Annotated in this window: 24 protein-coding genes; 11 read left to right on the plus strand and 13 right to left on the minus strand. The window is 73.3% G+C overall.

The window, feature by feature from the left end; all coding sequences use genetic code 11:
• The first annotated feature begins 142 nt into the window (after positions 1-142).
• Together SMD20_RS12500 and SMD20_RS12505 are read left to right on the plus strand one after the other, a co-directional pair.
• Positions 143-1,153 carry a TerC/Alx family metal homeostasis membrane protein gene (locus SMD20_RS12500; RefSeq protein ID WP_329579438.1) on the plus strand — a complete coding sequence of 337 codons (1,011 nt, stop codon included), beginning with the start codon at positions 143-145 and terminating at the stop codon, positions 1,151-1,153.
• A gap of 64 nt (positions 1,154-1,217) precedes the next feature.
• A complete protein-coding gene (locus SMD20_RS12505) occupies positions 1,218-2,045 on the plus strand; it encodes an SAM-dependent methyltransferase (protein ID WP_329579440.1) in 828 nt (275 codons plus the stop codon).
• A gap of 30 nt (positions 2,046-2,075) precedes the next feature.
• On the opposite strand, the gene SMD20_RS12510 is transcribed toward SMD20_RS12505, so the two are convergent.
• Positions 2,076-3,944, minus strand: a complete 1,869-nt coding sequence (locus tag SMD20_RS12510) for an ABC transporter ATP-binding protein (protein ID WP_329579443.1) — start codon at positions 3,942-3,944, stop codon at positions 2,076-2,078.
• A gap of 142 nt (positions 3,945-4,086) precedes the next feature.
• Here SMD20_RS12510 and SMD20_RS12515 point away from each other — a divergent pair, with 142 nt between their 5' ends.
• The 4 genes from SMD20_RS12515 (at position 4,087) to SMD20_RS12530 (ending at position 7,198) form a co-directional block, all read left to right on the plus strand.
• On the plus strand, positions 4,087-4,665 hold the full coding sequence (locus SMD20_RS12515) for a hypothetical protein (protein WP_329579447.1): 579 nt from the start codon (positions 4,087-4,089) through the stop codon (positions 4,663-4,665).
• Between the two features lie 77 nt (positions 4,666-4,742).
• On the plus strand, positions 4,743-5,633 hold the full coding sequence (locus SMD20_RS12520) for an alpha/beta fold hydrolase (protein WP_329579451.1): 891 nt from the start codon (positions 4,743-4,745) through the stop codon (positions 5,631-5,633).
• A gap of 132 nt (positions 5,634-5,765) precedes the next feature.
• Positions 5,766-6,131: a helix-turn-helix domain-containing protein gene (locus tag SMD20_RS12525; RefSeq protein ID WP_329579454.1), complete on the plus strand. Its 366-nt coding sequence runs from the start codon at positions 5,766-5,768 to the stop codon at positions 6,129-6,131.
• 134 nt (positions 6,132-6,265) lie between these two features.
• Positions 6,266-7,198, plus strand: coding sequence for a M23 family metallopeptidase (locus SMD20_RS12530; RefSeq protein WP_329579457.1), 933 nt, complete (start codon positions 6,266-6,268; stop codon positions 7,196-7,198).
• An 85-nt stretch (positions 7,199-7,283) separates the two neighbouring features.
• Here the strand turns inward: SMD20_RS12530 and SMD20_RS12535 are convergent, their stop codons facing one another.
• Genes SMD20_RS12535 through SMD20_RS12560 form a run of 6 tightly spaced genes read right to left on the minus strand, consistent with a single transcriptional unit; the run spans position 7,284 to position 13,811 of the window.
• The gene (locus SMD20_RS12535; protein WP_329579459.1) at positions 7,284-8,744 is read right to left on the minus strand and encodes an FAD/NAD(P)-dependent oxidoreductase; all 1,461 of its coding nucleotides are present in this window, start codon (positions 8,742-8,744) and stop codon (positions 7,284-7,286) included.
• Complete coding sequence (locus tag SMD20_RS12540; RefSeq protein ID WP_329579462.1) at positions 8,728-9,096, minus strand: (2Fe-2S)-binding protein; 369 nt, start codon at positions 9,094-9,096, stop codon at positions 8,728-8,730. Before SMD20_RS12540 ends, SMD20_RS12535 begins: the two co-directional genes overlap by 17 nt.
• Positions 9,093-10,247 carry an NAD(P)/FAD-dependent oxidoreductase gene (locus SMD20_RS12545; protein ID WP_329579464.1) on the minus strand — a complete coding sequence of 385 codons (1,155 nt, stop codon included), beginning with the start codon at positions 10,245-10,247 and terminating at the stop codon, positions 9,093-9,095. Before SMD20_RS12545 ends, SMD20_RS12540 begins: the two co-directional genes overlap by 4 nt.
• Positions 10,244-11,563, minus strand: coding sequence for an aminopeptidase P family protein (locus tag SMD20_RS12550; protein ID WP_329579467.1), 1,320 nt, complete (start codon positions 11,561-11,563; stop codon positions 10,244-10,246). The genes SMD20_RS12545 and SMD20_RS12550 overlap by 4 nt, the downstream gene beginning before the upstream one ends.
• Positions 11,556-12,845: an alpha/beta fold hydrolase gene (locus SMD20_RS12555; protein ID WP_329579470.1), complete on the minus strand. Its 1,290-nt coding sequence runs from the start codon at positions 12,843-12,845 to the stop codon at positions 11,556-11,558. The genes SMD20_RS12550 and SMD20_RS12555 overlap by 8 nt, the downstream gene beginning before the upstream one ends.
• Positions 12,846-12,899: 54 nt before the next feature.
• Entirely contained in the window at positions 12,900-13,811 is a 912-nt protein-coding gene (locus tag SMD20_RS12560; protein WP_329579473.1) for an SDR family oxidoreductase, read from the minus strand.
• A 119-nt stretch (positions 13,812-13,930) separates the two neighbouring features.
• Between SMD20_RS12560 and SMD20_RS12565 the strand changes: the two genes are divergently transcribed.
• On the plus strand, positions 13,931-14,509 hold the full coding sequence (locus tag SMD20_RS12565; RefSeq protein WP_329579476.1) for a TetR/AcrR family transcriptional regulator: 579 nt from the start codon (positions 13,931-13,933) through the stop codon (positions 14,507-14,509).
• Positions 14,510-14,564: 55 nt separating this feature from the next.
• Here the strand turns inward: SMD20_RS12565 and SMD20_RS12570 are convergent, their stop codons facing one another.
• From SMD20_RS12570 to SMD20_RS12580, 3 genes are all read right to left on the minus strand, one after another.
• Entirely contained in the window at positions 14,565-16,265 is a 1,701-nt protein-coding gene (locus tag SMD20_RS12570; protein WP_329579479.1) for an RICIN domain-containing protein, read from the minus strand.
• A gap of 279 nt (positions 16,266-16,544) precedes the next feature.
• A complete protein-coding gene (locus tag SMD20_RS12575; RefSeq protein ID WP_329579483.1) occupies positions 16,545-16,934 on the minus strand; it encodes a VOC family protein in 390 nt (129 codons plus the stop codon).
• 73 nt (positions 16,935-17,007) lie between these two features.
• Positions 17,008-18,291, minus strand: coding sequence for a glycosyltransferase family 4 protein (locus tag SMD20_RS12580; protein WP_329579485.1), 1,284 nt, complete (start codon positions 18,289-18,291; stop codon positions 17,008-17,010).
• Positions 18,292-18,559: 268 nt separating this feature from the next.
• On the opposite strand from SMD20_RS12580, the gene SMD20_RS12585 reads away from it, so the two are divergent.
• Complete coding sequence (locus tag SMD20_RS12585; RefSeq protein ID WP_329579488.1) at positions 18,560-18,913, plus strand: peptidase inhibitor family I36 protein; 354 nt, start codon at positions 18,560-18,562, stop codon at positions 18,911-18,913.
• A 132-nt stretch (positions 18,914-19,045) separates the two neighbouring features.
• The gene (locus tag SMD20_RS12590) at positions 19,046-20,710 is read left to right on the plus strand and encodes a RecQ family ATP-dependent DNA helicase (protein WP_329579491.1); all 1,665 of its coding nucleotides are present in this window, start codon (positions 19,046-19,048) and stop codon (positions 20,708-20,710) included.
• Here the strand turns inward: SMD20_RS12590 and SMD20_RS12595 are convergent.
• Together SMD20_RS12595 and SMD20_RS12600 are read right to left on the minus strand one after the other, a co-directional pair.
• Positions 20,707-20,883, minus strand: coding sequence for a hypothetical protein (locus SMD20_RS12595; protein WP_177240435.1), 177 nt, complete (start codon positions 20,881-20,883; stop codon positions 20,707-20,709). The two genes, SMD20_RS12590 and SMD20_RS12595, sit on opposite strands and share 4 nt — an antisense overlap.
• Positions 20,884-20,904: 21 nt before the next feature.
• Positions 20,905-21,144 carry a hypothetical protein gene (locus SMD20_RS12600; protein ID WP_329579501.1) on the minus strand — a complete coding sequence of 80 codons (240 nt, stop codon included), beginning with the start codon at positions 21,142-21,144 and terminating at the stop codon, positions 20,905-20,907.
• A 345-nt stretch (positions 21,145-21,489) separates the two neighbouring features.
• Between SMD20_RS12600 and SMD20_RS12605 the strand changes: the two genes are divergently transcribed.
• Positions 21,490-22,245 (plus strand): hypothetical protein, encoded by a 756-nt coding sequence (locus tag SMD20_RS12605; protein ID WP_329579504.1) that lies wholly within the window; start codon positions 21,490-21,492, stop codon positions 22,243-22,245.
• A gap of 3 nt (positions 22,246-22,248) precedes the next feature.
• Here SMD20_RS12605 and SMD20_RS12610 read toward each other — a convergent pair whose 3' ends face one another.
• Entirely contained in the window at positions 22,249-22,989 is a 741-nt protein-coding gene (locus tag SMD20_RS12610; protein ID WP_329579507.1) for a GntR family transcriptional regulator, read from the minus strand.
• 74 nt (positions 22,990-23,063) lie between these two features.
• On the opposite strand from SMD20_RS12610, the gene SMD20_RS12615 reads away from it, so the two are divergent.
• A complete protein-coding gene (locus SMD20_RS12615) occupies positions 23,064-24,554 on the plus strand; it encodes an amino acid permease (protein WP_329579510.1) in 1,491 nt (496 codons plus the stop codon).
• The last annotated feature ends 2 nt before the right edge of the window (positions 24,555-24,556 follow it).

Raw genomic sequence — 24,556 nt, forward strand, 5'->3', positions numbered from 1 at the left:
GTCTACGCTCAGCGTGGCGAGGGGAGTACTTCGCAAGCGCCGATCCGGTCAGTACGGACGTACCTGAGCGTCCCCGGACGGCGGCCCGTAACCCCCGGGTGAAGGAGACCTCGAACGGTTGAGTCACGTTCGAGGAGGTTCCATGTCCTTGGGGGCACTTTCGGCTGCGCCCGACACGTCGGGCACCATCGCGTCGTTCACGCTGTGGGCGGTCACCATCGCCGCGCTGCTCGTGCTGCTGATCGTCGACATCGTCCTGACCAGGCGCCCGCACGAGGTGCGCATGCGCGAGGCGGTCGGCTGGTCGGTCTTCTACCTGGTGCTGCCGGTGCTGTTCGGCTTCTACCTGTGGGCCGAGTTCGACGGCGGCGTGGCGGTCGAGTTCTTCACCGGCTGGGTGGTGGAGAAGTCGCTGTCGGTGGACAACCTGTTCGTGTTCATGCTGCTGCTGGCGGCCTTCGCGGTGCCCGCCGAGCTGGCGCAGCGGGTGCTGCTGTACGGCATCGTCGGGGCGCTGGTGCTCCGGGCGATCTTCATCGCGCTGGGGGCGGCGGCCCTGCAGAGCGGCACGTGGGCGTTCCTGCTGTTCGGCGCGGTGCTCATCCTGACCGCGGGCAAGGTGCTCAGGGACGCGCGCAAGGGCGAGGCGCACGCCGTGGACATCGACTCCATGCGCAGCGTCCGGCTGCTGCGCCGCTTCGTCCCGGTCTCGCCCCGCTACCACGGCTTCCGGCTCGTGGTGCGGGAGAACGGCCGGACCGCGATCACCCCGCTGGCGCTGGCGACCGTCGCGGTGTTCGCCACCGACATCGTCTTCGCCGTCGACTCCGTGCCCGCCGTCTACGGCGTCACCGACGACCCGTTCCTGGTCTTCGCCACCAACGCCTTCGCCCTGCTCGGCCTGCGGGCGCTGTACTTCGTGCTGCGCGGCGCGCTGGCCCGGCTGCGTCACCTCAACTACGGCCTGGCCATCATCCTGGCCTTCATCGGGGTCAAGCTGGTGCTGCACTGGGCGCACGGGATCTGGACGTGGGTGCCGGAGATCCCCACGCCGGCCTCGCTCGGCGTCATCGTCACGGTCCTGTTCACCGTCACGGTCACCAGCCTGCGGGCCGAACGCGTCCCTCCGCCTCAGGCGGAGGAAGAGGCTTGACCGTCCCTCCCTCCCGTGATGGCCTGGAACCCGTTCCGGATCATGACGGGATGGGAGCGGGCCGATGAGCCAGCACGACGCCTGGGCCGAGATCGACACCACGGTCCCGCACTCGGCGCGGGTGTGGAACTTCCTGCTCGGCGGCAGCGACAACTTCGACGTGGACCGCGAGGCCGGCAGCACCTTGCTGCGGCTGTTCCCCGACTTCGCGGCGGTCGCCCGCACGCAGCGCGCGTTCCTCATCCGGGCCGTCCGCCATCTGGTCCTGGAGGCCGGGATCCGGCAGTTCCTGGACGTCGGCAGCGGGCTGCCCACGGCGGACAACACGCACGAGGTCGCGCAGGCCCTCGCGCCCGGGTCGCGCGTCGTGTACGTCGACCACGACCCCATCGTGCTGGCGCACGCCCGCGCCCTGCTGGCCGGCGCCACGGAGGACGCCACGGAGGGCGCCACGGACTACGTGCACGCGGACGTCCGCGACACCGGCCTCATCCTGGAGCAGGCGGCCCGGACCCTCGACCTGTCGCAGCCGGTGGCGCTCATGATGCTGAGCGTCGCCGGGCAGCTCACCGACGACGACGCCCCGGAGGAGGTCGTCTCCCGGCTGCTGGAACCGCTCGCCCCCGGCAGCCACCTGGTGCTGAGCGACGGGGTCAACACGAACCCGGCGCTGGTCGAGGCCGTCGCCGCCTACAACGCCAACGCCGCCAACACCTATCAGCTCCGCGACCCCGAGCGCATCGCCGGCTTCTTCGCCGGGCTGGAGCCGGTGGAGCCGGGCGTGGTGCCGACGCCCTTGTGGCGTCCCGACGCGGGCGCCGGCGAGCCGCCGGAGGCGACCGGCGTGGTCAGCGCGGTGTGCGGCGTCGCCCGCAAACCCGCCCCGGCCTGACCCCGCCCGGCATCCGCGCTCCGGCCGGGCTCAGGCCGTGATCTCCCGGCCCGCCCGGTGGCCCGCTCCGGCCTCCGCGACCCCGTCGGAGGTGTCCTCCTCGGGCAGGAAGCCGCCGGACTGGTGGCTCCAGAGGCGGGCGTAGGGGCCCTGCGCCCGCAGCAGCTCGCTGTGGGAGCCCTCCTCCATGACGGTCCCCCGGTTGAGCACGACGAGCCGGTCCATCCTCACCACCGTGCTCAGCCGGTGGGCGACCACGATCGCCGTGCGGTCCTGCATGAGCCGCCACAGGGCCTCCTGGACGAGGATCTCGCTCTCGGAGTCGAGGGCGCTGGTGGCCTCGTCCAGCAGCAGGATCGGGGCGTCGCGGAGGATGGCGCGGGCGAGCGCGACGCGCTGGCGCTGCCCGCCGGACAGCTTCACGCCCCGCTCGCCGACCAGGGTGTCGAACCCCTCCGGCAGGGCCTCGACGAACTCCGTGACGTGCGCCGCCCGCGCCGCCCGCAGGATCTCGGCCTCGGTGGCGCCCGGCCGGGCGAAGGCGATGTTGTCGCGGACCGTACGGTGGAACATCGCGGGTTCCTGCGGGACGTAGGCGATCAGGCTCCGCAGGTCGGCCTGGCGCAGGCGGGAGATGTCCTGGCCGCCGACGAGGATCCGGCCGCCGTCGACGTCCATGAGACGCAGCAGCAGCCGGGTGAGCGTGGTCTTGCCGCCGCCCGACTGGCCCACCAGGCCGATCTTGGTGCCGCTGGGGATGTCGAGGTCCAGATCGGCGAAGAGCGGGTCGCCGTCGGCGTAGCCGAAGCGCACGCGTTCGAAGCGCACGCTCGCGTCGGCCGGGCGCAGCGGCTGCGGATCGGGCGGGTCCACCACGGTCGGCGGGTCCAGCAGCAGCTCCGTGAACTGCGCGGCCTCCGTGAGCACGCTCTCGACCCGCCGGTAGATCTGGTTGAACTCGAACATGATGCTGATCGTGTTGGTGTAGTAGGTGAACGTCACCACGATGGCCTCCACGCCCAGCCCGCCGCGCAGCGCCACGGCGAGCAGCAGGCCGACGGCGCTGGTCAGCACCGACAGGGGCGCGACGACGGTGTCGACCCGCAGGTTGCCGTAGTCCCACGAGCGCAGGGACGCCCGGCCCTGCTCGGCGACCCTGGCCCGGTGCTCGGCGGCCTCGCGGTCCTCGGCGGCGAAGGCGCGGACGGTGTCCATGTTCGCCAGCACGTCGGCGACGTGCCCCGACACCAGCACCTTGGCCGCCTCCCGCCGGTCGACCAGCGCCTGCCGGCGGCGGATGAGCGGGGCGACGAGGAGGCCGGTGACCACGATGAGGCCCACCAGCACCAGGACCAGCAGCGGGTGGTACTGCCACAGCACCACCGAGGCGAAGCCCAGCGGCACCACCTTGGCCATGATCGAGAAGGCGAGCGTGTCGGCGAACTCCTCGAACCTGGAGGAGAACCCGAGCACCCGCTTGGTCAGCGATCCCGCGAAGTTGTTGTGGAAGAACGCGGCGTCCTTGGCCAGCAGCTCGTCCATGCCGACGACGCCGAGCCGCTCGATGCCGCGGGCGTCGGTGCGGTTGAGGAAGTGCAGGCCCACCCGCCACAGGGCCTCGCCCGCCAGCAGCATCCCGGCGAAGCCGGCGACGTACGGCAGCAGCGACTCGACGGACCCGTCGCCGCCGCCCGCCAGGTGCCCCACCAGGCCGGCCACGGCCAGGGGCGCCAGGTAGAACAGGCAGATGTTGCCGACGGCGGGGAGCGTCAGCGCGGGCACCGCGACCGGCCACTGCCGGCGCAGTTCGTTCCAGTAGTAGCGCAGCGCGAGCAGGACCGCCGATTTTCGTGCGGACGATCGCTCTCCGGAGCCCACGAGTGATCCGAGCACAGCCATCCGCCCTCCCGAATGCCGACGCCGCCCTGTCATGCTGCCGCAGCGCTCGCGGCGGGAGCCAACGATTTTCCGGGCCAGGCAGCCGGAACGTCAGAATGGTCGGAAATGTCGACCAAGAACCGCAGGTGATCGAGGACTTCGCATGCGCATCGACGCCCGGGACGAGGACCAGCCCGAACTGGTCGCACGCCTGCGCCTGCTGTACCACCTGGCGGCGACGCAGCGGGCGAACGCCGGCGACGGCCTGACCATCGCGTCGATCCGGCTCGACGGCGACCGCGGCCGGTGCGCGGTCGTACCGGCCGGCCGTTCAGCCGTCGACTGCCAGGTGGACTACTCACTCTCATCGCGGGACGCCTTGCGCGACACGCTCGCCGCGCAAGGCGTCCCGCTCCGCGCGGCCCCACCGGACGACGGGACCCTCGGCATGCCTGACGACGACGACCCGCGCCTGCTCCAACATGCCTGGATCATGAAAATGATCGCCTATGGAGTGGACCCCTGGACGAATTACCCACGTTCCTGGAGCGGCGACCTCGTGGAGGTGCGGTTGGCACACCGGTCGACGCAGGCCCTCTTCCGGATAGACGGCGTGACACCCTTGGTCACCGCCGACATCGGCCACGGCGAACCAGCCCTGCACATCGGCCTCAACTACAGCATCGTGACTCGGATCGGTCGCCTCGTGAACGAGGGAGGAGAATCCACCCTTTTTTGGTGACCCCGATGTCGAGAAGCCGGCAGCGGCTCCGACTGCTCGGTGAAGGAGTCACCGTCAACACCCTGAGGAGACACACCATGGAAGCCGTCAGGACCGGCACGCTCGCCACGCCCGGCGCGACCTTGCACCACGAGACGCGGGGCTCGGGCCCGATCCTGCTGCTGATCTGCGGCGGCATGTACGACGCCGCCGGCTTCGCGGCCCTCGCCACGACGCTGGCCGACCGCTACACGGTGGTCACCTACGACCGGCGCGGCAACTCGCGCAGCCCCCTGGACGGCCCGCCGGAGCCGCAGAGCGTCGAGGTGCACGCCGACGACGCCGCCCGGCTGCTGACGGCGGCCGGCGTCACGCCGGAGGAGCCGGCCCTGGTCTTCGGCAACAGCTCCGGGGCGTTGATCGGCCTGGAGCTGGCGGCCCGCCGTCCCGAGCTGGTGCGGACGCTGGTCGCCCACGAGCCGCCCCTGTTCGAGCTGCTGCCCGAGCGCGACCGCTGGCGGGCCCTGTTCCAGGACGTCGAGGAGGCCTTCCACAAGGAGGGCCCGGGCGCCGCGCACCAGATCTTCGCCGCCGGCCTGGGCGGCGGCGGCGAACACACGGAGGAGGAACAGCAGGGAGGCACGGACGGCGGCGAGGCCCCCGAGGGGCAGCAGGACCCCGAGATCATGGCCATGATGGGCCGCATCGAGCAGAACGCCGCGTTCTTCATCGGCTACGAGGTTCCGTCCTTCTCCCGCCACTCCCCCGACCTCGCCGCGGTCCGCGCGGCCGGGGTGCGGGTGGTGCCGGCGCTCGGCGAGGCGACGGCGGAGGACGAGCCGTGGGCGCGCGCCACGCGGCTGGTGGCCGAGCGGCTGGGCACGGAGATCGCCCCGTTCCCCGGCGGCCACGGCGGCTTCGGCACGCACCCGGCCGCGTTCGGGGAGGCGCTGAGGGAGGCGCTGCGGAAGGCGCCGGCCACCGGCTGAGCCCCGCGCGGATTTCGGCCAGCGTTCGCAGGGATCAGGACACGGACGGCCGGTGTCGTTGCCGCGCGGCCGGGCCCCGGCGAAGAGTGGGTCCGGCCGGCGCGGTGCCGGCGTACGGAAGGAGGAGAGCCCATGCGGGTGCTGGCGGACATCACCGTGGCCGCACCGGCCACGGAGGACGAGGCCCCGCCGGAGCGCGGCGCACCGGTTCCCACGGGAGCGGAACCGGTGCTGGGCGCGCTGCTGCGGGCCTGGCGGGAGCGGGCCCTGGTGACCCAGGAGGAGCTGGCGGCGCGGGCGGGGCTGAACGTGCGCACGGTGCGCCGGCTGGAGGCGGGCGCGCTGAGCAGGCCGCGCGCCACGTCGCTGCGGCTGCTCGCCCAGGCGCTGGACCTGGAGGCGGCGGACCTGGCCGTTCTGACGCGGGCCGCGACGGGGACGGCGATCGAGCTGACCGTCACGCTGCGGTACGTGGAGGAGCCGGGGCCCGGCGAGTGACGACGGGGCCGGGCGTTGATGAAGACATCCTTCACAGATATCTTCTTGATCCTCTGCCTTACCGGCTGTCACTCCGGCACCGAAAGGCGGAACGCCTGACAGCGTCCCCCTCGTTCCCGTTCAGAAAGGTAAGCATGCCGACCACCGGCGCGCCGACCTGGCCGAAGACCTTCAGATCCACGATCGCCGCCCTGCTGCTCGCCGTCCCCGCCGCGCTGCTTCCCCAGCACGCCGCGTCGGCGCAGCAGCAGGACGCGGCGACGCTCGCGGTGACGCACAAGAGCCCGTTCAACTGCGGCAAGACCTTCTACGCCAACAACTGGACCCCCAAGCACAACCCGCCGGGCTCCATCGACTGGCAGAACCACGGCAGCGCCGGCATCAACGGCGAGACCGTCCGCGCCACCGCCGCGGGCACCGCCACCTTCTACAACGCCGGCAGCAAGAGCTACGGCAAGTGGGTCGAGATCCGCCACAGCGACGGCTCCCGCACCCGCTACGCCCACCTGGCGACCATGGTGCGGGCGGCCGGCGGCTCGATGAGCGTCGGCCAGGGCACCGTGATCGGCACCGTCGGCTCGACGGGCGGCTCCAAGGCCCCGCACCTGCACTACGAGCAGCGCACCTCCTCGGGCGCGATGGACACCAGCCCGACCGTGAACGGCGTGACCGTCTCCCTCGGCCAGAAGAAGGCCGTCAAGAGCACCAACTCCTGCGGCGGAAGCAGCGACAGCGGTGACGGCGGCAACCGCTACACCCCCACGGGTGTCTGCGGCAGCGGCTACGCGGTCATCGACTCGGCGGCGCTCACCGGGGGCCGCGCCTATCTGCTCTACAACGCGGGCAACGGCTCCAACTGCGTCGTGACGCTCAAGACGACGAAGCTCGGCGCGGCCTCGCCCGTGTCGGCGTTCCTGGAGCCGAAGGGCGCGAGCAGGGCCACCGACTCGGGCAGCTTCGCCTACTACGCCGGGCCGGTCAAGCGGAGCGCCCCCGGCAAGTGCGTCCGGTGGGGCGGCTCGATCGGCTCCAGCTCCTACACCAGCCCGTTCGAGCACTGCGGCTGACAGCCGTTCTTCCGTCGCCCCGGCCGGCATCGCGCCCGGCCGGGGCGTCGTCGTTCCGGGCCCCTGACGTCCGGCCGGCCCGGCGTCAGGGGGCGCCGCCCGCCTCCGCCGTCTCGTCGGCCAGCGCGGCGAGCTCGCCCAGCGTCACCGGGGCGGCGATCGGGCGGGTGGACATCGGCCGCAGGTCGTCGGCGGTGCTCTCGCGGCCGCTCAGGCACGCCGCGATGCCCGCGGTGGCGAAACCGCACACCCGGCCCTGGCACCAGCCCATGCCGGGCCTGGCCAGCATCTTCAGCGTACGGGGGTCGGCGGCGCCCAGCTCGGCGTGGGCCGCGCGCAGCTCGCCGTACGAGACCTCCTCGCACCGGCACACCAGCGTCGAGTCCCGCAGCCAGCCGGTCCACGCGGGCGGCACCGGGTAGGTGCGGTGCATGGCGGCGGCGAAGCGGCGTCCCCGTACGATCGCGGTCCGCAGCCGGACCATCAGCGCCGGGTCGGCCGGGCGGCTCAGCGAGCGGGCCAGGGCGAGCGCGCTCAGGCGGCCCTCCTGCCCGGCCAGGGCCGCGCCGCCGACGCCGGTCGCCTCGCCGGCCACGTACAGGCCGGGGACGCTGCTGCGCTGCAGGGCGTCCACGGACACCACGAGCGAGCCGTCCACGTCCTTGCGGGTGGCGGCGCCGAGCATGAGCGGCAGCTCGATCGACGGGGTGAAGCCCCAGCCGAGGGCGACGAGGTCGGCGCGGATCTCCTCGGCCGGCCCGTACGGGCGGCCGTCGCGGTCCACGCGGGCGACCCGGACCGCCTCCACCCGGTCCTCGCCGAGGATCTCGGTGACGGCCGTCCTGGTCCGGTACGGGATGCGGTGCCGGGCCATCAGCGCCGCGTACTGCAGCGCCTCCAGGCCCTTGCCGGGGGCCGAGGCCGCGCCCGCCGGGTCGCGCAGCCAGCCGAGAGTGGCGTTGGCCTCGACGACGGCCGCCACCTCGGTGCCGGCGCGGGCGAGGCCGGTCGCGACCGGCAGCAGGAACGGGCCGGTGCCGGCGACGACGGCGCGCCGGCCGGCCGCCGTACGGTGGCCCTTGAGCAGGGCCTGCGCGCCGCCCGCGGTCATCACGCCGGGCAGGTCCCAGCCGGGGACGGGGAGCTGGCGGTCGTAGCCGCCGGGGCACAGGATCAGCGCGGCGGCGGTGACCGTGGCGCCGGTCTCGCCCGGCGCGCCGGCCGCCGGGGTGGTGCGGAGGGTGAAGGCGCCGTCGGCGGCGCGAGTGATCAGCCAGACCTGGAGGCCGGGGAGGTGGCGGATCAGGCCGGCGGCGGACAGGGCGCGCAGGCGGGCGCGCAGGGCGGTGAACGTACGCAGGTCGTGGTGGCCCGCGCGGTCGGCGGGGCGGGCGTGGCGCTCGTCGTAGTGCCGCCAGTACTGGCCGCCGGGCTGGGCGGCGGCGTCGACGAGCGCGACGCGCAGCCCGGACTCGGCCGCCTGCACCGCCGCGGCCAGCCCCGCCGGCCCGGCCCCGACCACGGCCACGTCATGCTGACGGCGCATGCCCACCCCCCACCTCGCCGCCCCCGAGGACACGGTCCTCAGGGGCAGGGGCCTTGCGGGCAGGGCCGCCCAGAGCGGGGGCCTCGGGGGCGGGATCCTCGGCGGTGACGGGGGTGTCGGTGAGGTGGAGGCCGTCGGCGGCCGGGGTGAGGCAGGCGCGGCGGTCGGGGACGCCGTTCACCGTGATGAGGCAGTCGAAGCAGACGCCGATGCCGCAGAACAGGCCGCGCGGCCGGCCGCCCTTGCGGGTGCTGCGCCAGTCGCGGATCCCGGCCGCGACCAGCGCCGCGCCGACGCTCTGGCCCGGCTCGGCGGGCACGACCGCGCCGCGGAAGGTCATGTGGTACGTCATGAGAGCACCTCCTCGGGCTTTGGGAACCGTTCGGGCGCGAACGGCTTGAGTTCCAGGTCGGGCCGCTCACCGGTGAGGGCCTGCGCGATCAGCTTGCCGGTGCCCGCCGACAGCCCGATGCCCGCCCCCTCGTGGCCGCAGGCGTGCCAGAGGCCGGGCGCCCGCGGGTCAGGCCCGATGACCGGCAGGTGGTCGGGACAGTAGGGGCGGAACCCGAGGTACGTCCGCATGACGCGGACGTCGCGCAACATGGGGAACAGCGCGATCGCCTTGCTCGCCAGCGCGCCGATCGCCGCCGTGGACACCGTACGGTCGAAGCCGACCCGCTCGCGCGAGGCGCCGATGAGGATCGTGCCGCTGCCGGTGCCCTCGACGACGGGCGAGGTCTGGAGCGCGGCGTCGGAGCTGGCGACGTCGCCGACGTACTCCGCGGCGTACACCTTGTGCCGGATCGTACGCGCCGGCATGGGCTGCGTGACCAGCACGAACCCGCGCCGCGGCAGCACCGGCACGTGCACCCCTGCCAGCGCGGCCACGTCGCCCGCCCAGGTGCCGGTGGCGTTGAGCACCGCGCCCGCCGGGAGGTCGCTGGCGGTGGTGCGCACGCCCGTCACGCGGTCGCCGTCGCGCAGGAACCCGGTCACCTCGGCCCCGGTGCGCACCCGCGCGCCGAGCCCGCAGGCCAGGCGCAGCAGGTGGGCGACCACGAGCATCGGCTGTACCTGGGCGTCCTGCGGGTAGAACGCACCGCCGCGCAGCTCGGGCGACAGGTGCGGCTCGTACCCGCGCAGCTCGTCCCCGGGGACGTCGCGCACCTCGACGCCGTGGCGGCGCTGGTGGACGGCGAGCTCGCGCAGCGCCGCGACGCTCGCCTCCGACCCGGCGACGACCAGGCCGCCCTTGGACTCGAACTCCCACAGCCCGGCGTGCTCGGCCAGGTCCTCGCGCCACACGCGCTGGGCGTACAGGGCGAGGTCGAGCTCGGGCCCGGCCTCCTTGTCGGAGACGAGCAGGTTGCCCTCGCCGGCGCTGGAGGTGCCGCCGGCGATGGCGCCGCGCTCGGCGACGACCACGCGCAGCCCGGCCAGCGACGCGAAGTAGGCGGCGGCGGCGCCGACCACGCCCGCGCCGACCACCACGAGATCGGTCACGCCTGCGCCATCCACTTCTCGATGCCGGCCGCGTCCAGGGGCAGCGCCTCCGACAGCACCCGCGCGCCGCCGGGGGTGACCAGCAGGTCGTCCTCCAGGCGGACGCCGATGCCGCGCAGCTCGGGCGGCACGGTGAGGTCGTGGGCGTGGAAGTACAGTCCGGGCTCCACGGTGAGCACCATGCCGGGCGCGAGCTCGGCCCCGTGGTAGGTCTCCTCGCGGGCGCGGGCGCAGTCGTGCACGTCCAGGCCGAGGTGGTGGCCGATGCCGCACACCAGGTAGCGGCGGTGGTGCTGGCCGCCGTCGGACAGCGCCTCATCGACGGAGACCGGCAGCAGCCCCCAGTCGGCCAGGCCGTGCGCGATGACCTCCATGGCGGCGTGGTGGAAGCCGGTGAAGGGGCGGCCGGGCGCGACGGCGGCGAGCCCGGCCCGGTGTGCCCGTTCGACCAGGTCGTGGACCTGCCGCTGGGCGGGGCTGAAGCGGCCGGAGGCGGGGAAGGTGCGGGTGACGTCGGCGGTGTAGTGGCTGGTCACCTCGACGCCCAGGTCGAGCAGGAGCAGTTCGTCCGGCAGGACGGGGCCGTCGCAGCGTTCCCAGTGCAGGGTGGCCGCGTGCGGGCCGCTGCCGACGATGGAGGCGTAGCCGGGGCCGTTGCCGTAGGCGCGGGCGTACCGGTCGAAGGTGCCCTGGAGCCACCGCTCGCCGGGGCCGGCGACGACGGCGGGGATCTCGCGGACGACGGCGGCGAAGCCCTCGACGGTGCGGTCCACGGCCTGGCGGAGCTGTTCGGCCTCCCAGTCGTCCTTGTGCATGCGCAGCTCGGCGAGCATGCGCCGGGCCTCGGCGTCCTCGCCCGCCTCCAGGTCCAGCTCGGCGAGCGGCCGGACCGGCACGCCGAGCGCCCGCGACCAGTCGTCCAGGCCGGGGGCGGCGCCGACCCACAGCTCGCCGTGGCGGGCGTCGCTCCAGAAGCGCGGGTCGCCGGGGTAGGCGGGAGGCGGCGCGTAGAGGGTGGCCTCGCCGTCGCGCAGCACGACGACGGCGTCCTCGATCGCGCAGCCCGTCGTCCAGACGAAGTCGCTGTCGGCGCGGAAGCCGTAGGTGGTGTCGTTGCTGCGGACGGGGGCCCGCCCGGCGGCGAGCACGACGGTACGGCCGGGCAGCGCCTCGGCGAGCCTCACCCGGTGCGCGGCGGCGGCCTCGGCGGCGCCGGGGACGACGGGCGGGGTGCGGTCGGGGACGTCCCAGCCGGTGTTCATGTACGCGGTGAACGCCGGGATCTCGCTGAGCCTCGGCGGCCTGCCCTCACGCATCGGCGATCTCTCCTCCCATGTCGCGGACCAGTTCCCTGAGCCTGCCGAGGACCCGGGGGTCGCCGACGCCGTCGTGCTCGTACTCGTTGGTGACCCAGCACCGGGCGTTGCCGATCCGGGCGGCGGTGTCGAGCTGGAGGTGGGCGTCGACGTACATGTCGTCGTAGTAGACGGCGGCCGCGAGCGGGACCTCGTTGGCGGCCAGCCGGTCGTGGTCGTAGAGCGGCGGCCACTCGGGGCGGGCGGCGAGCAGTTCGACCGCGCCGCGGAAGGGCCGCAGCCCGGCGATCTCCTCGAACATCCAGGGGTAGATCATCTCGCCGGTGAACAGCAGCGGCCTGGCCTCCTCGGCGAAGCGCGGATGCCTGGCCCGCTCGGCCTCGGCGGCCCACCCCGTGGGGCCGGGGCCGTGGCCGTAGATGCTCTCCTGGAGCGCGGCGAACAGCGGGTTGTCGCTGAAGGAGGTGCGGGCCAGCACCTGGTGCAGGAACGTGGCCGACAGCTCGTCCCCGCTGAACGCCTCGTCGAGCAGGTAGTGCATGCGCTCGTAGCCGGGCTTCATGCCGAAGTCGAGGCCGAGCGACTGCAGCCGCCGCACGGTCAGCGGGTCGCCGTCGGGCAGCCGTACGTCGCCGGCGGCGAGCCGGTCGGCGACGCGGGCGGCCGTTGCGACGTGTTGGGGGTAACGGCGGTAGAACTCCTCGTTCTTGGCCTGGACACGGGGGTAGGTGCGGCGGTAGACCTCGGCCGCGGACGGGTCCAGGCCGGGCAGGCCGCCGGTGACGTAGCAGGCGCTCAGCCCTTCAGGCGCGTTCGACAGGTACGTCAGCGTGAGGAACCCGCCGTACGACTGGCCGAGCGTGCTCCAGCGCCGGCCGCCGAAGAACGTCCGGCGTACGTGCTCGTGGTCGGCCACGATGGCGTCGGCGCGGAAGCAGGCGAGGTGACGGGCTCCTTCCTCGGCGGTGGCGAAGGCGCTCATCCGGCGGCCGTCGACGCGGGTGCTGCGGCCGGTGCCGCGCTGGTCCATGAGGATCACCCGGTGGGTGCGCAGCGCCTGGCCGAGCCAGCCGTCCGCGGTGAGCGGGCGCGGCCCCTTACCCCCGGGGCCGCCCTGCAGGTAGACCAGGCACGGCAGGTCCTCGCGCGCCCGGTCGGGGTCCACCAGCTCGCGGAAGAAGATCTCGATCTCGCCCCGCGACGGGTCGGACCAGTCGAGCGGCACGGCGGTCACGTGCTCGCGTACGAGGACGCCCGGCATGATGTAAGTAATGTGTGGCATTGCACTGAACATTAAAGCCAGGCGCGGCGGCTGCCAAGGCCGCCACCCGCGAAATCACCGGAAGTAGTGCCCCTCGTCGAGGTCGGCGAGCAGCCCCTGCCGTACGGGCCGCCAGCCGAGCAGCTCGCGGGTCAGCTCGCTGGAGGCCGGGCCGTCCGTGGCGGCGAAGTCGGCCAGCCAGCCGAAGTGCGCCCCCGCCTCCTCCGCCGGGATCGAGGCCACCGGCAGCCCCAGGTGGCGGCCGAGCACCTCGGCGATCGCGCGGAACGGCACCCCTTCCTCGGCGGCCGCGTGCAGCACCGACCCCGCGGGGGCCCGCTCCAGCGCCGCCACGAAGAGCGTCGCCGCGTCGAGGCGGTGCGCGGCCGGCCACCGGTTGGACCCGTCGCCCACATAGCCGGCCACGCCCTTGTCGCGGGCGACACCGACCAGCGACGCCATGAAGCCGTAGTCCCCTTCGCCGTGCACGGTCGGGGGCAGCCGCAGGACGCTCGACCGCACGCCCCGCTCCGCGAGCGCGACGGTCAGCCGCGCGGTCTCCCGCCGGACGGCGGGGCCGGCGGGCAGGTGGTCCGCAGGCGGGTCGTCCCGCTCGGTGGCCAGCCGGCCGGGCAGCAGCCCCATCAGGCCGGAGGCGAGGACGAACGGCCGGCCGGAGCCCGCCAGCGCCTCCCCCATGACCTCGACGGCGCGCCGGTCGGCGACTGCGGCGGCCTCGAAGTCGCCGCTGAAGGCGAGGTCGTGCTTGAAGGCGAGGTGGATCACGCCGTCGGCGGCGGCGGAGGCGTCCCGCAGGACGTCGAGGTCGTCGAGGGCCCCCCGGCGGACCTCGGCGCCGGCCGGGGCGAGCGCGTCCGCCGCGGCGTCGGACCGGGCGAGCCCGATGACCTGGTGTTTCGCGCCGATGAGCTCGGGGACGAGGGCGGATCCGATCCAGCCGGACGCGCCGGTGACGAAGACACGCATGAGAAAGACCTCCGGGAGAGCCGGCGGGCAGGCTGACGCCGCCGCCGACTGATGTCAGTTGCTGTCATCACAAGCATAGCCCTCGATGTCAGTAACTGTCATCAACTATGATCGGGGGCATGGGGCGATGGGAGCCGAACGCACGCGGCAGGCTTGAGGAGGCCGCGCTGGAGCTGTACGGCGAGCGCGGATACGAGCAGACGACGGTCGCGGAGATCGCCAGACGCGCCGGGCTCACCGAGCGCACGTTCTTCCGGCACTTCGCCGACAAGCGCGAGGTGCTGTTCGGCGGCGGGACGCTGCTGGAGGAGCGCCTGACGGCGGCCGTCGCCGCCGCGCCCGCCTCGGCCGGGCCGCTGGAGGCCGTCGCGGCGGCCCTCGACGCCGTCGGGCCGCTGTTCCAGCAGCGCCACGAGCGCTCCCGCAGGCGTCAGGCGATCATCCTCGCGCACGCCGAGCTGCGGGAGCGCGAGCTGATCAAGCTGGCCACGCTCGCCAGCGCCCTCGCCGGCGCGCTGCGCGAGCGCGGGGTCGGCGAGCCGGCCGCGAGCCTCGCCGCCGAGGCCGGCATCGCGGTCTTCAAGATCGCCTTCGAACGCTGGGCGGGCGAGCCCGGCGAGGAGGCTGACCTGCGGCAGGTGATGCGGGAGGCGTTCGCCGAGCTGAGGGCCGTGACGGCGGGCGCGCCGGGCCCGTGAACGCGAGCGCCACCCGCCCGGAGCTGCCGGACGGGTGGCGGGGAGAAGGGCCGCGTCAGAAGGTGACCGGGACGCCGCCGAAGGTCACGACGAGCCGGCCGTCCGAGGCGAAGGACCAGCTCAGCGTGCCGCTGTAGGACGAGCAGCGCGAGCCGTTGGAGCCGCTCCAGAACTGGTTGGAGCTGTCGGAGTTACCGACGATCTTGTCGTTGCTCCCGCTGCCGCTGCGGCAGGAGGTGTTGCCGCGGAAGACCGAGGTGCCGCCGTCGAAGGAGAAGTTGCGCTCGGTGTTGTCGATGCTCACGTTGTCGGAGATCGTCATGGTGCCGAGGTTGCGGTTGTAGGTGAAGCCGTGCTTGCCGTTGCGGTAGGCGATGTTGCGGCGGATGACGTGGTTGACGGAGATGTCCTCGCCGCCGAGCTTGTAGCCGTTGCGGTCGCCGTTGCCGGCCTGGCCGCCGTTGCTCAGGGTGCCGTTGTTGTAGGCCAGGGAGTCCTCGATGGTCACGACGCCGATGGGGCCGGTGTCGGTCTTGGTGTAGAGGTCCCAGCCGTCGTCGATGTTGTTGCGGGACACCGCGTAGCGGAAGACGTTGCCGGAGCCGACCGTCAGCTTGGCGGCGAAGCCGTCGGCGTCCTCGCCGTCGGAGTCGGCGTTGTCGTGCGACAGGACGCTGAGCATGAGGTTGTTGGCCGGCCACTGGCTCTGCGGGGTGTCGGAGGCGATCCGCGAGAGCTGCAGGCCGGTGTCACGGTTGTAGCGCGTCGTGGTGCGCTCGATGATGTTGTTGCTGCCGCCGACGAAGATGCCGTTGTCGCCGGCCCGCTCGACGACGATGCCGTAGACGTGCCAGTACGACCCGTTCACCGCGAGCCCGCGGTTGGCCGGGTCCTCGCTCTGGGCCGAGAAGTTCAGCACCGGGGTCTCGCCCGGGTAGGCCGACAGCTTCTTGCGGGCGCTGGAGGTGCCGTTGTTGCCCGCGGCGATGGTGACGGTCTGCGCGTAGGAGTAGGTGCCGCCCCGCAGGTAGATGGTGCCGCCGGCGGCGATGCGGCCGATCGCCGAGGTGAGCGTCGTCGGGTCGGACTGCGTGCCGGTGGCGCTGTCGCGGCCGCTCGGTGAGACGTACAGGGTGCCGCTCGCCGGCGGGGGCGTGGTGGTCGGGGTGGTGGTGGGAGTGGACGTGGGGGTGGACGTCGGGGTGGACGTCGGGGTCGGGCCGCCGCCCGCGGGGGTCAGCGTCCACTGCTTGGTGGAGACGGAGTCGCAGGAGTTCTGCTGGAGCAGGGCGCCGGAGGAGGTGGCGTTGTCCTGGACGTTGAGGCACTTGCCGCCGTTGGCGTTGACGACGCGGTAGTTGGCGCCGGAGGCGGTGAGCTGCCAGGTCTGGGAGGTGGCGCCGGTGCAGCTCTCCTGCTGGACGGGCTTGCCCGCGCTGGTGGAGGCGTCGCGGACGCCGACGCACTTGCCGCTGTGCCGGGCGGTGAGCCGGTAGGCCGAGCCGCTGGCGGTGAGGGTGAAGACCTGTCCCGCGGCGCCGGTGCAGGAGGTCTGGCTGAGCTGGACGCCGTCTCCCGTGGCGGCGCCCGGGACGGTGGCGCACAGGCCGCTGCCCGCGTTGACGAGGGTGTACGCGCCGTCGGCGGGTGCGGCCGAGGCGGGGGTGCCGAGCACGGCCACCAGGCCGCCCGCGGCGAGGACGCCGGCGGCCAGCACGACGGCCGCCCTTCGTCCGGAGAAATGGTTGTTGCGCACGTCCGGCTCCGTTCGGTCGGTTCGAGGCATGGCGCTGCAGAGCTCTTAAGGGGGGAGTGCCAACCGGTTGCAGTCACAGTGACGTTACATGGCGGAAACGTCAATACATCCAGGTAAAACTGCAAACGACGCTGGGCGTTCTGGCTGGCTGCGCGAAGATTTCTGCAACAACCGATTGCAAGAATCCTGCAATCGGTGGCCTTTTCGACAGGCGGGCGCGGGCATGGGAAAGCCGGGCGGGCAAACGCCCGCCCGGCTCAGCGGCCACGCGGAGGGCCGTCAGTCCTCCCAGCGCTGGGCGTTGCCGTCGTGGAGGGCGCCGGGCGGCTCGGGGACGACGCAGAACCGAAGGCCGGCCGGATCCTCCATGATCCACCAGCGGCCGTCCAGGTGCCTGACGCGCTTGGCGCCGAGACGCTCCAGCCGGGCCGTCTCGGCCTCGACGTCGTCGGTGTGGAAGTCGAGGTGCACCCGGGCCGGCCCCTCGTCCAGGCGCTGGAGCAGCAGCCCGAAGTCGCCGCTGCCCAGCATCGCGCCGTGGAACTCGGGGAAGGAGGGGAAGCCCTCCAGCGTGGCCCCGGTCGCGGCCTGCCAGAAGGCGAGCTCGTCGGCGTGGTGGCGCTCCTCGACATCGATCACGATGCGGCAGAGCTTGCTGTAGTGCGGCACGTCGTCCTCTTTCTGATCAGATTGCGCGATCGATCGGACCGTACGGGGAGACGCCGAGGGGAGGCAAAGCGGCTCACGCGCCGCGGCCGTCCCCCGCCGCCTCGGCGTAGACGGCCAGGGTGGCCTCGGCCGTGCGGTCCCAGCTGAACCGGGCCCGTACGTGCGCCGCCCCCCGCTCCCCCAGCCGCCCGGCGGCCTCCGGGTCGCCGAGGCACGACAGGAGGGCGCCCGCCAGGTCGTCCGGCGAGTCGCGGACGCAGCGGAGCGCCCCGTCGCCGACGACGTCCGGCGAGAACCCCGGCCCGACCACGACGGGACGGCCGAGCGCCATCGCCTCGACCGCGACCAGCCCGAACGGCTCGTACGTCGAGGGGAACACGCACACGTCGGCGGCGAGGAAGCAGCCGAACACCTCCTCCTGCGGCAGGAAGCGGTGGCTCGCCGTGACCCGCCCGGCGACGCCGGTCCGCTCGATGAGCCGGGCCACGACGGCGTCGTCGCCGCTGTGCGGCAGTGACGCGCCGACGAGCAGGACACGCACGTCGTCGTAGGTCTCGGCGACGCGCGGCACGGCCCGGACGAGCGTGCCGACGCCCTTGTGCGGCGACAGCCGCCCGGCGAACACGATCAGCCGCCCCTTCCCGCCGGGCAGGTGCCGCGCCCGCACCTCGGCCCGCAGCCGCTCGCGCTCCCGTGCGGGCAGCGCGGCGAGCCGCAGCAGGCCGGGCTCCTCGAAGCCGTGCGGCACCACCCGCAGCCGCGCCGCGGGCCAGCCCCGGGCCAGCAGCTCGGCGCGTACGCCGGCGCTCGGCACCACCACCAGGCGGGCCAGCCTGGCCGTCGCGGTCTCCAGGGCGTCCAGGACGGCGGCGAGCGGGGAGCGGCGGGCGCCGGGAGCGTCGTTCAGCTCGCGGGTGTGGACGTGGAACACCACGGGCAGGCGGCCGAGCAGCGCGCACAGGATGCCCGCCGGGCAGCCCATCCAGTCGTGCACGGCGACCACGGGCCCGTCCGGGCCGCGCCGCGACCAGGGCGGCTCGGCGCGCAGGACGCGGGCGGCGACGCGCAGGTTGTAGCCGAGGATCCCGGCGAACCTGGCCGCCTTGCGCAGCGGCGCGGGCAGCCGGGAGCTCCCGGCGGGGCCCCAGCCCATGACCGTCACCCGGCGGAGCAGGACCTCGTCCAGGCGTTCCACGCGCGGCGCGCGCCCGCGCCCGGCGGCGCCGTGGACGACGACCGGCGTGCCGCGCCCGCGCAGCGCCGCGATCAGCCGCTCGGCGTAGCGGCCGAGCCCGCCGACGATGTCGGGCGGCACCTCGGCGCAGACGACGTGGACGCGGCCGGGACGGTCGCTCATCGTGCGCCTCGCAGGTCGGCATGGGGGTGTCCCGGCGTACGGGGCCGGTCGATCGAGCGGAGCGTAGCCGAGGGCGCCGGGCCGCGCCAAGCCCTCGCTCCATAGCCGAGGGCGGCGGCTTGTGCCATGACCCTCCGGCCACTTCTCCGGCACCTGAAGTGCCCCCTCATGTACCACACGGGCGGATTCGAAGAGTGACGACACTGTTACAGGATGTGACGGAGCCGGGCGGCGACCGCCGTCCGGGCGCCCGACACGAGGAGACACCATGAGGTCGAACCACGTCACCCGCATCGCCGCCGCCTCCGCCGCCACACTCGCCACGCTGGCGGTTCTGGCCGCCCCGGCCGCCGCGGCCCGCGCGGGCGACATCTGCCTGTACACCGGCCGCAACTTCAGCGGCGCGAGCTGGTGCTGGAACCCGGGCAACGGCTACGTGGACGTGCCGTCCGCCCTGCACGACAACGTCGGCTCCTTTCGCGCGGGGGCGGACGGCTGCTTCATCAACTGGATCACGGTCCCCACCAGGAAAGAGACCCGCGTCGTCCGTAACGGCGACTACCGCACCGTCTACGACAACGACTTCGGCGCCAAGATCGACGCCGTGGCGCCGCAGTGCTGACCCGGCGGGCCCGTAGCTCGTTCCCGCCTTTCTGATCGACCCCCGAGGGGCATGGGCGGGGCCAGGCTGGGTACTGGCCCCGCCACCATGGCGGCGGGACCGGGCGAAGGGCGGGTGGCAGTGAGCCTGACGGTGGCGTTGAGGCATCGGTTCGGGCGGCGCGGCCGGCGGCTGCGGGCCGCGGCGCGGCGGCGGTTCGGGTGGGAGCGGCTGCGGCCGGGCCAGCAGGAGGCGATGGAGCACCTGCTCGCCGGGCGGGACGTGCTGCTCGTCATGCCGACGGGGGCCGGCAAGTCGGCCGTCTACCAGATCCCGGCGCAGCTTCTCGACGGGCCGACGGTCGTCGTCTCGCCGCTCATCGCGCTCCAGCGCGACCAGGTGGCGGGCCTGCTGAAGGCGGACGCGGGCGGCGCGGTGGCGGTCAACTCGACCACCTCCGTGGACAGCGGGCTGGAGCAGGTGACGGCGGGCGCGGCGGAGTTCGTGTTCCTGTCGCCGGAGCAGCTCGCCAAGGCCGAGGTGGTGGAGCGGCTGGCGCGGGCCAGGCCGTCGCTGATCGCGATCGACGAGGCGCACTGCGTCGCGGCCTGGGGCCACGACTTCCGGCCCGACTACCAGCGGCTCGGCAGGGTCATCGCCCGGCTGGGGCACCCGCCGGTGGTGGCGATGACGGCCACCGCCGCGCCGAACGTCCGCGAGGAGATCGTCCGCGCGCTCGGCCTGACCGACCCGGTGGAGATCGTCCGGGGCTTCGACCGGCCGAACATCGCGCTGGAGGTCCGCCGGTTCGTCCGCGAGGAGGACAAGAGCAAGGCGCTGGTCGAGCACGCCGCCGGGCAGGACGGCCTCGGCCTGGTCTACGTCGCCACCCGCAAGGACACCGAGCGGTACGCCGCCGCGCTGGCCGAGCGGGGGCGGCGGGCGGAGGCGTACCACGGCGGGATGAAGGCCGCGGAGCGGACCCGCGTCCAGGAGCTGTTCACCGCCGGGGACCTGGACGTGGTGGTCGCGACGTCGGCGTTCGGGATGGGCATCGACCGGCCGGACGTCCGGTACGTGCTGCACGCCGCGCCGCCCGAGTCCCCTGACGCCTACTACCAGGAGATCGGCCGCGCGGGGCGGGACGGCGCGCCCGCCTCGGCGGTGCTGTTCTACCGGCCGGAGGACCTCGGCCTGCGCCGCTTCTTCACCGGCGGCCGGGCCGACGAGGAGACGCTGCTGCGGGTCGCGACCCTCGTACGCGAGCACGCGGGAGCGGTGCCCGCGCGGGAGCTGGCCGGGCTGCTGGAGCTGAGCGCGTCCCAGCTCACCCGGCTGGTCAACCTGCTGGAGCGGGCGGAGGCGCTCGCCGTGACCGACGCCGGCGACCTCCGGTACGCCGATCCGGAGCTGCCGCCCGAGGAGGCCGCCGAGCGGGCGGCGGCGCTCGACGAGGCCCGGCACCACCTGGACCGGTCGCGGGTGGACATGATGCGCGGTTACGCGGAGACCCTGGGGTGCCGCCGCCGCTTCCTGCTGGCGTACTTCGGGGAGCCGTACGCGGCCGGGGCGTGCGGCTCGTGCGACACCTGCCGGGACGGCGGGGCTCCGGAGCCGGCGCCGCCCGCGGACGAGGGGCCCTTCCCGGTGGGGGCGAAGGTGACGCACAAGACGTGGGGCCAGGGGGCGGTGATGGGCCGCGAGCCCGACCGGATCACCGTGCTGTTCGACTCGGTCGGTTACAAGACGCTGGCGCTGAGCGCGGTCGATCACGTCCTGACGCCCGGCGGCGACGGCCCCGCTGACGGCCCCGCTTAGGGATCGCGCCTGCTCAGCAGCTTCGGCAGGGCCGCCAGGGTCGCGCCGCCCGCCCCGCCCGCGCCGAGCAGGGCGCCCGGCCACTGCGCGCCGGTGGCCAGGACGAGCGCGCAGGTGATCGCGGCGATCACGACGGTCACGGTGAGCGTGAGCAACTGGCGCGTGGTGAACATGGGTCCTTCTCTCTGAAGCGGTCAGGGGCGGTCGTCGGCCCAGAAGTCGATGAGCTCCTCGGGGGTGAGGTCCCCGGGGCGGCCGGCGGGAGGGGTACGGCCCGTCGCCAGCACCCAGGTCGTCAGCAGCGTGACCAGCAGGCACTCGTCCGCGAGGCAGGGAGCGTCGGCACGGTACGCGATGCTCGGCGGACGCGCCGTGAGCAGCGGCACGGGCAGCGACACGGGCAGCGACACGGGCAGGGGCATGGGCGTCGACACGGGCAGGGGCCTCCCGGCGGGCGGCGGTGGATCGCGTCCCACCCTGCCGGTGCGGGAAAGCGACCGGCCACCGGTCCAAACGTGCCCGGACGGGGCCGTACGAGCCCGGAAATGGGCTACAAAGCCACCGGATATCCGTAATTCTTGGCACTCATCCGGATTTATCCGGAATCATCCGGACGGAATAACAGAGCGAAGTTCGGAACCGCTTCTGAGACCTTTGAGGCGGCGGTTGACCGGCGTGACTCCGGTGCCGAACGAGACGGAATTCGTCAATCTTCGCGGGTTACGAGGATTTTTCTGGAACTATGGCGGCACTCACCGACTCCGACTTCACCAGGGACGATGACTGACACCTTCCGGGCGGGATCCCATTCCGCCTTCATCGCCGCGCTCATAGAGTTGCGGGAAGCGGCCGGGCAGCCGAGTTATGCCCATATGTGCCGATTGTCCCGCCTGCTGAAAACGCCCAAGCCGCTCCCCGCGAGCACGCTCCACGACATACTCAACGGCAAACGGGAGCGCCTGCCGGACTGGGACGTGGTCGCCTCCTTCGTCGCGGTCTGCCGGCGCCACGCCGAGAGCACCGGCCTGCCGCCCGGCTCTCTCGGCACCCTGGAGCAGTGGCAGGCCCGCTGGCGCTCCGCCCGCAACGAGCCGGGCAGCCCGCGCGTCTCCGGCTCGTACGACCCCTACACCACGACCCCCGACGAGGCGGAGCGGCGCACCACCAGGACCGTCGCGCGCCTGGTCCGCCTGGCGGGCGACGGCGACCCCGACGCGGCGTGCCGCCTGGCCATCATCGACCTGCTGACCGGCAAGCTCGCGGAGGCGCGTTACTGGATCCACGCGGCGGCCCGGCGCGGCCATCCGGACGCCCGCGCCCTCGCCACCCATGCGCGGCCGGTCGAGCTCGCGGCCGGCCTGTCCTTCGCCTACGGGGAGGCGTGCGAGCAGGCGGGCCCGGCCAAGCTCGACATCGCCCGGTTCTACTACCGGCTCGCCGCCGGGCAGGGCCATCCGGCCGCCACCGCGCGCCTGCGCGTGCTGCGCGCCGTCCCGTTCGGCAAGCCGCTCCCCACGCGGGCGGACAGCGACTGAGGCTCAGTCGCTCACGGGCACGGGGATGCGCGCCTCGACCCTGAACGAGGCCCGGTCGGCGCGGTAGACGTCGCGGGCGAACTCGATGCAGCGGCCCTCGGCGGTGTAGGTGCGGCGGGTCAGCAGGACGCCGTTGGAGGCGCTGCGCACCTTGAGCCGGGCGCAGGAGGCGTCGTCGATGACGATCGACTCGATGACGGCGGAGGCGTCCGTGGGGACGATCCCGTACTCGCTGCGCAGGACGTGCCAGAGCGAGCCGGTGAGCGGCTGCCCCAGCAGGCCCGGCGTGAGGGCGCTGGGGAAGTAGGTGGTCTCCAGGGCGATCGGCTCGTCGTCGGCGAAGCGCAGCCGGTGCAGGGCGTGCACGGTCTCCTCGCCGGCCAGGTCGAGCGCCGCCCGCGCAGACGGGGTGGGCGGGCGTTCCTCGGCCCAGATGAGCTGGGCGGACGGCCGCCGCCCGGCCAGGATGATCTCGTCGGAGAAGCTGCCGATGTGGAAGGGCACGCGGGGCTCGGCGACGAACGTGCCGCGCGGTGGTCTGCGGTAGACGTACCCTTCCTTCTCCAGGAGCGCGAGGGCCTGCCTGGCGGTCATCCTGCTGACGCCGTAGGTCTCGCTGAGCTCCCGCTCCGACGGCATGAGGGTGTGCGGGCCGAGCTTCTCACCGGTGATCCGGTCACGGAGCTCCGCGGCGATCGTCACGTAACGCGGAGATGTTGCGGTCTTGTGAACTCTCGTCCCCATGGTTGACACCTTAGCCCGCCTGGACGGTACCTTGCGGTCTACACCACATGGTATATACCAAGGAGGAGGTTGCGATGAGTGAACCAAAAACCGACAGCGACGAGCTGGCCCGCTTCGGCTACGAGCAGTCTTTCGAACGGCGGACCGGTAAGTTCGCGTCCTTCGCCGTGGCCTTCGCGTTCGTCTCGATCGCGACCGGCATCTTCACCACCTACGGGTCGGTCCTGAACTCCTCGGGCCCGCTCGGCATCTGGACCTGGCCGATCGCGGTGATCGGCCAGCTCGCGGTGGCCCTCGTGATCGGCTCGCTGGCCTCCCGCATCCCGGTGACCGGCTACGCCTACCAGTGGACCTCCCGCCTGGCCAACCCCGTGCTCGGCTGGATCATCGGCTGGATCTCGTTCATGTTCCTCGCGGTCGTGGTCGTGGCCGTGGACTACACGGTGGCCTCGACGGTGCTGCCCGTCCTGCTGGACTACACGGCGAACGGCTTCGTCACCTGGGCGGTCACCGCGGCGATCCTGCTCGGGCAGGCCGCGCTCATCGGCAGCTCCACCCGGCGGGCGGAGAAGGTCAACAACGCGGCCGTCTCGGCCGAGCTCGTCGGCATGGTGCTGCTCACCGTGCTGCTGCTCGTGGTGGCCGCGATCCGCAACGACATGGACTTCAGCAACCTGTGGAGCCACGGCGCCGTCCCGACCGAGGGCTACTGGAGCTTCGGCGGCGCGACCTCGGCGGGTCCGTGGATGCTGGGCTTCCTGCTGGGCGCGTTCACCATCGTCGGCTTCGAGTCGGCGGCCAACCTCGCCGAGGAGACCAACGACCCCGAACGGGTGGTCCCCCGGGCCATGTGGCAGGCGGTCCTCGCCTCGGGCGTGCTGGGCTTCCTGTTCCTGATCGCGGTGACGCTCGCGGCCGGTGACCCGGTGGCGCTGGCCGCGTCGGGCACGCCGATCGCCGACGTCATCAAGAACACCCTCGGCCCGGTCGTGGCCACGCTCCTGCTGCTGCTCGTCGTGCTGGCGATCTTCGCCTGCGGCCTGGTCATCATGATGACCGGCACCCGCCTGACCTGGGCGATGTCCCGGGACGAGCGCTTCCCCGGCTGGCGGCAGTGGAAGCAGGTCTCGCCGCGCTTCGGCACCCCGCTGCGTGCGACGGTGTTCTACGTGGTGCTCGCCGAGGTGATCCTGGGCCTGTTCTCGGCCTTCTCCGAGGACGCGCTGTTCACCCTGTTCGGCGCGGCCACGCTGCTGCCGGCCGTCATCTACGCCGCGACCGTCGCGCTCTACCTCGCCAAGCGGCGGGCGCTGCCCGAGGGCGGCAAGTTCGACCTCGGCACGTGGGAGAAGCCCGTGCTGGCCGTGTCCGTGGTGTGGCTGGTGTTCGAGCTGTCGCTCTTCCGCGACGCCTCCTTCCGCGACGCCTGGCTCTACGTCCTGGTGATGGTCGTGATCGGCGCCGCCTACCTGGTGACGCTGCTGGCCACCCGGGGCCGCCGGGCGCTGGACATGCCCGACATGCACTCGATCGACGCCGCGTTCGCGCAGAAGGAGCAGAGCTGACG

The sequence above is a fragment of the Nonomuraea sp. LP-02 genome (assembly GCF_036289125.1).
Lineage (GTDB): Bacteria > Actinomycetota > Actinomycetes > Streptosporangiales > Streptosporangiaceae > Nonomuraea > Nonomuraea bangladeshensis.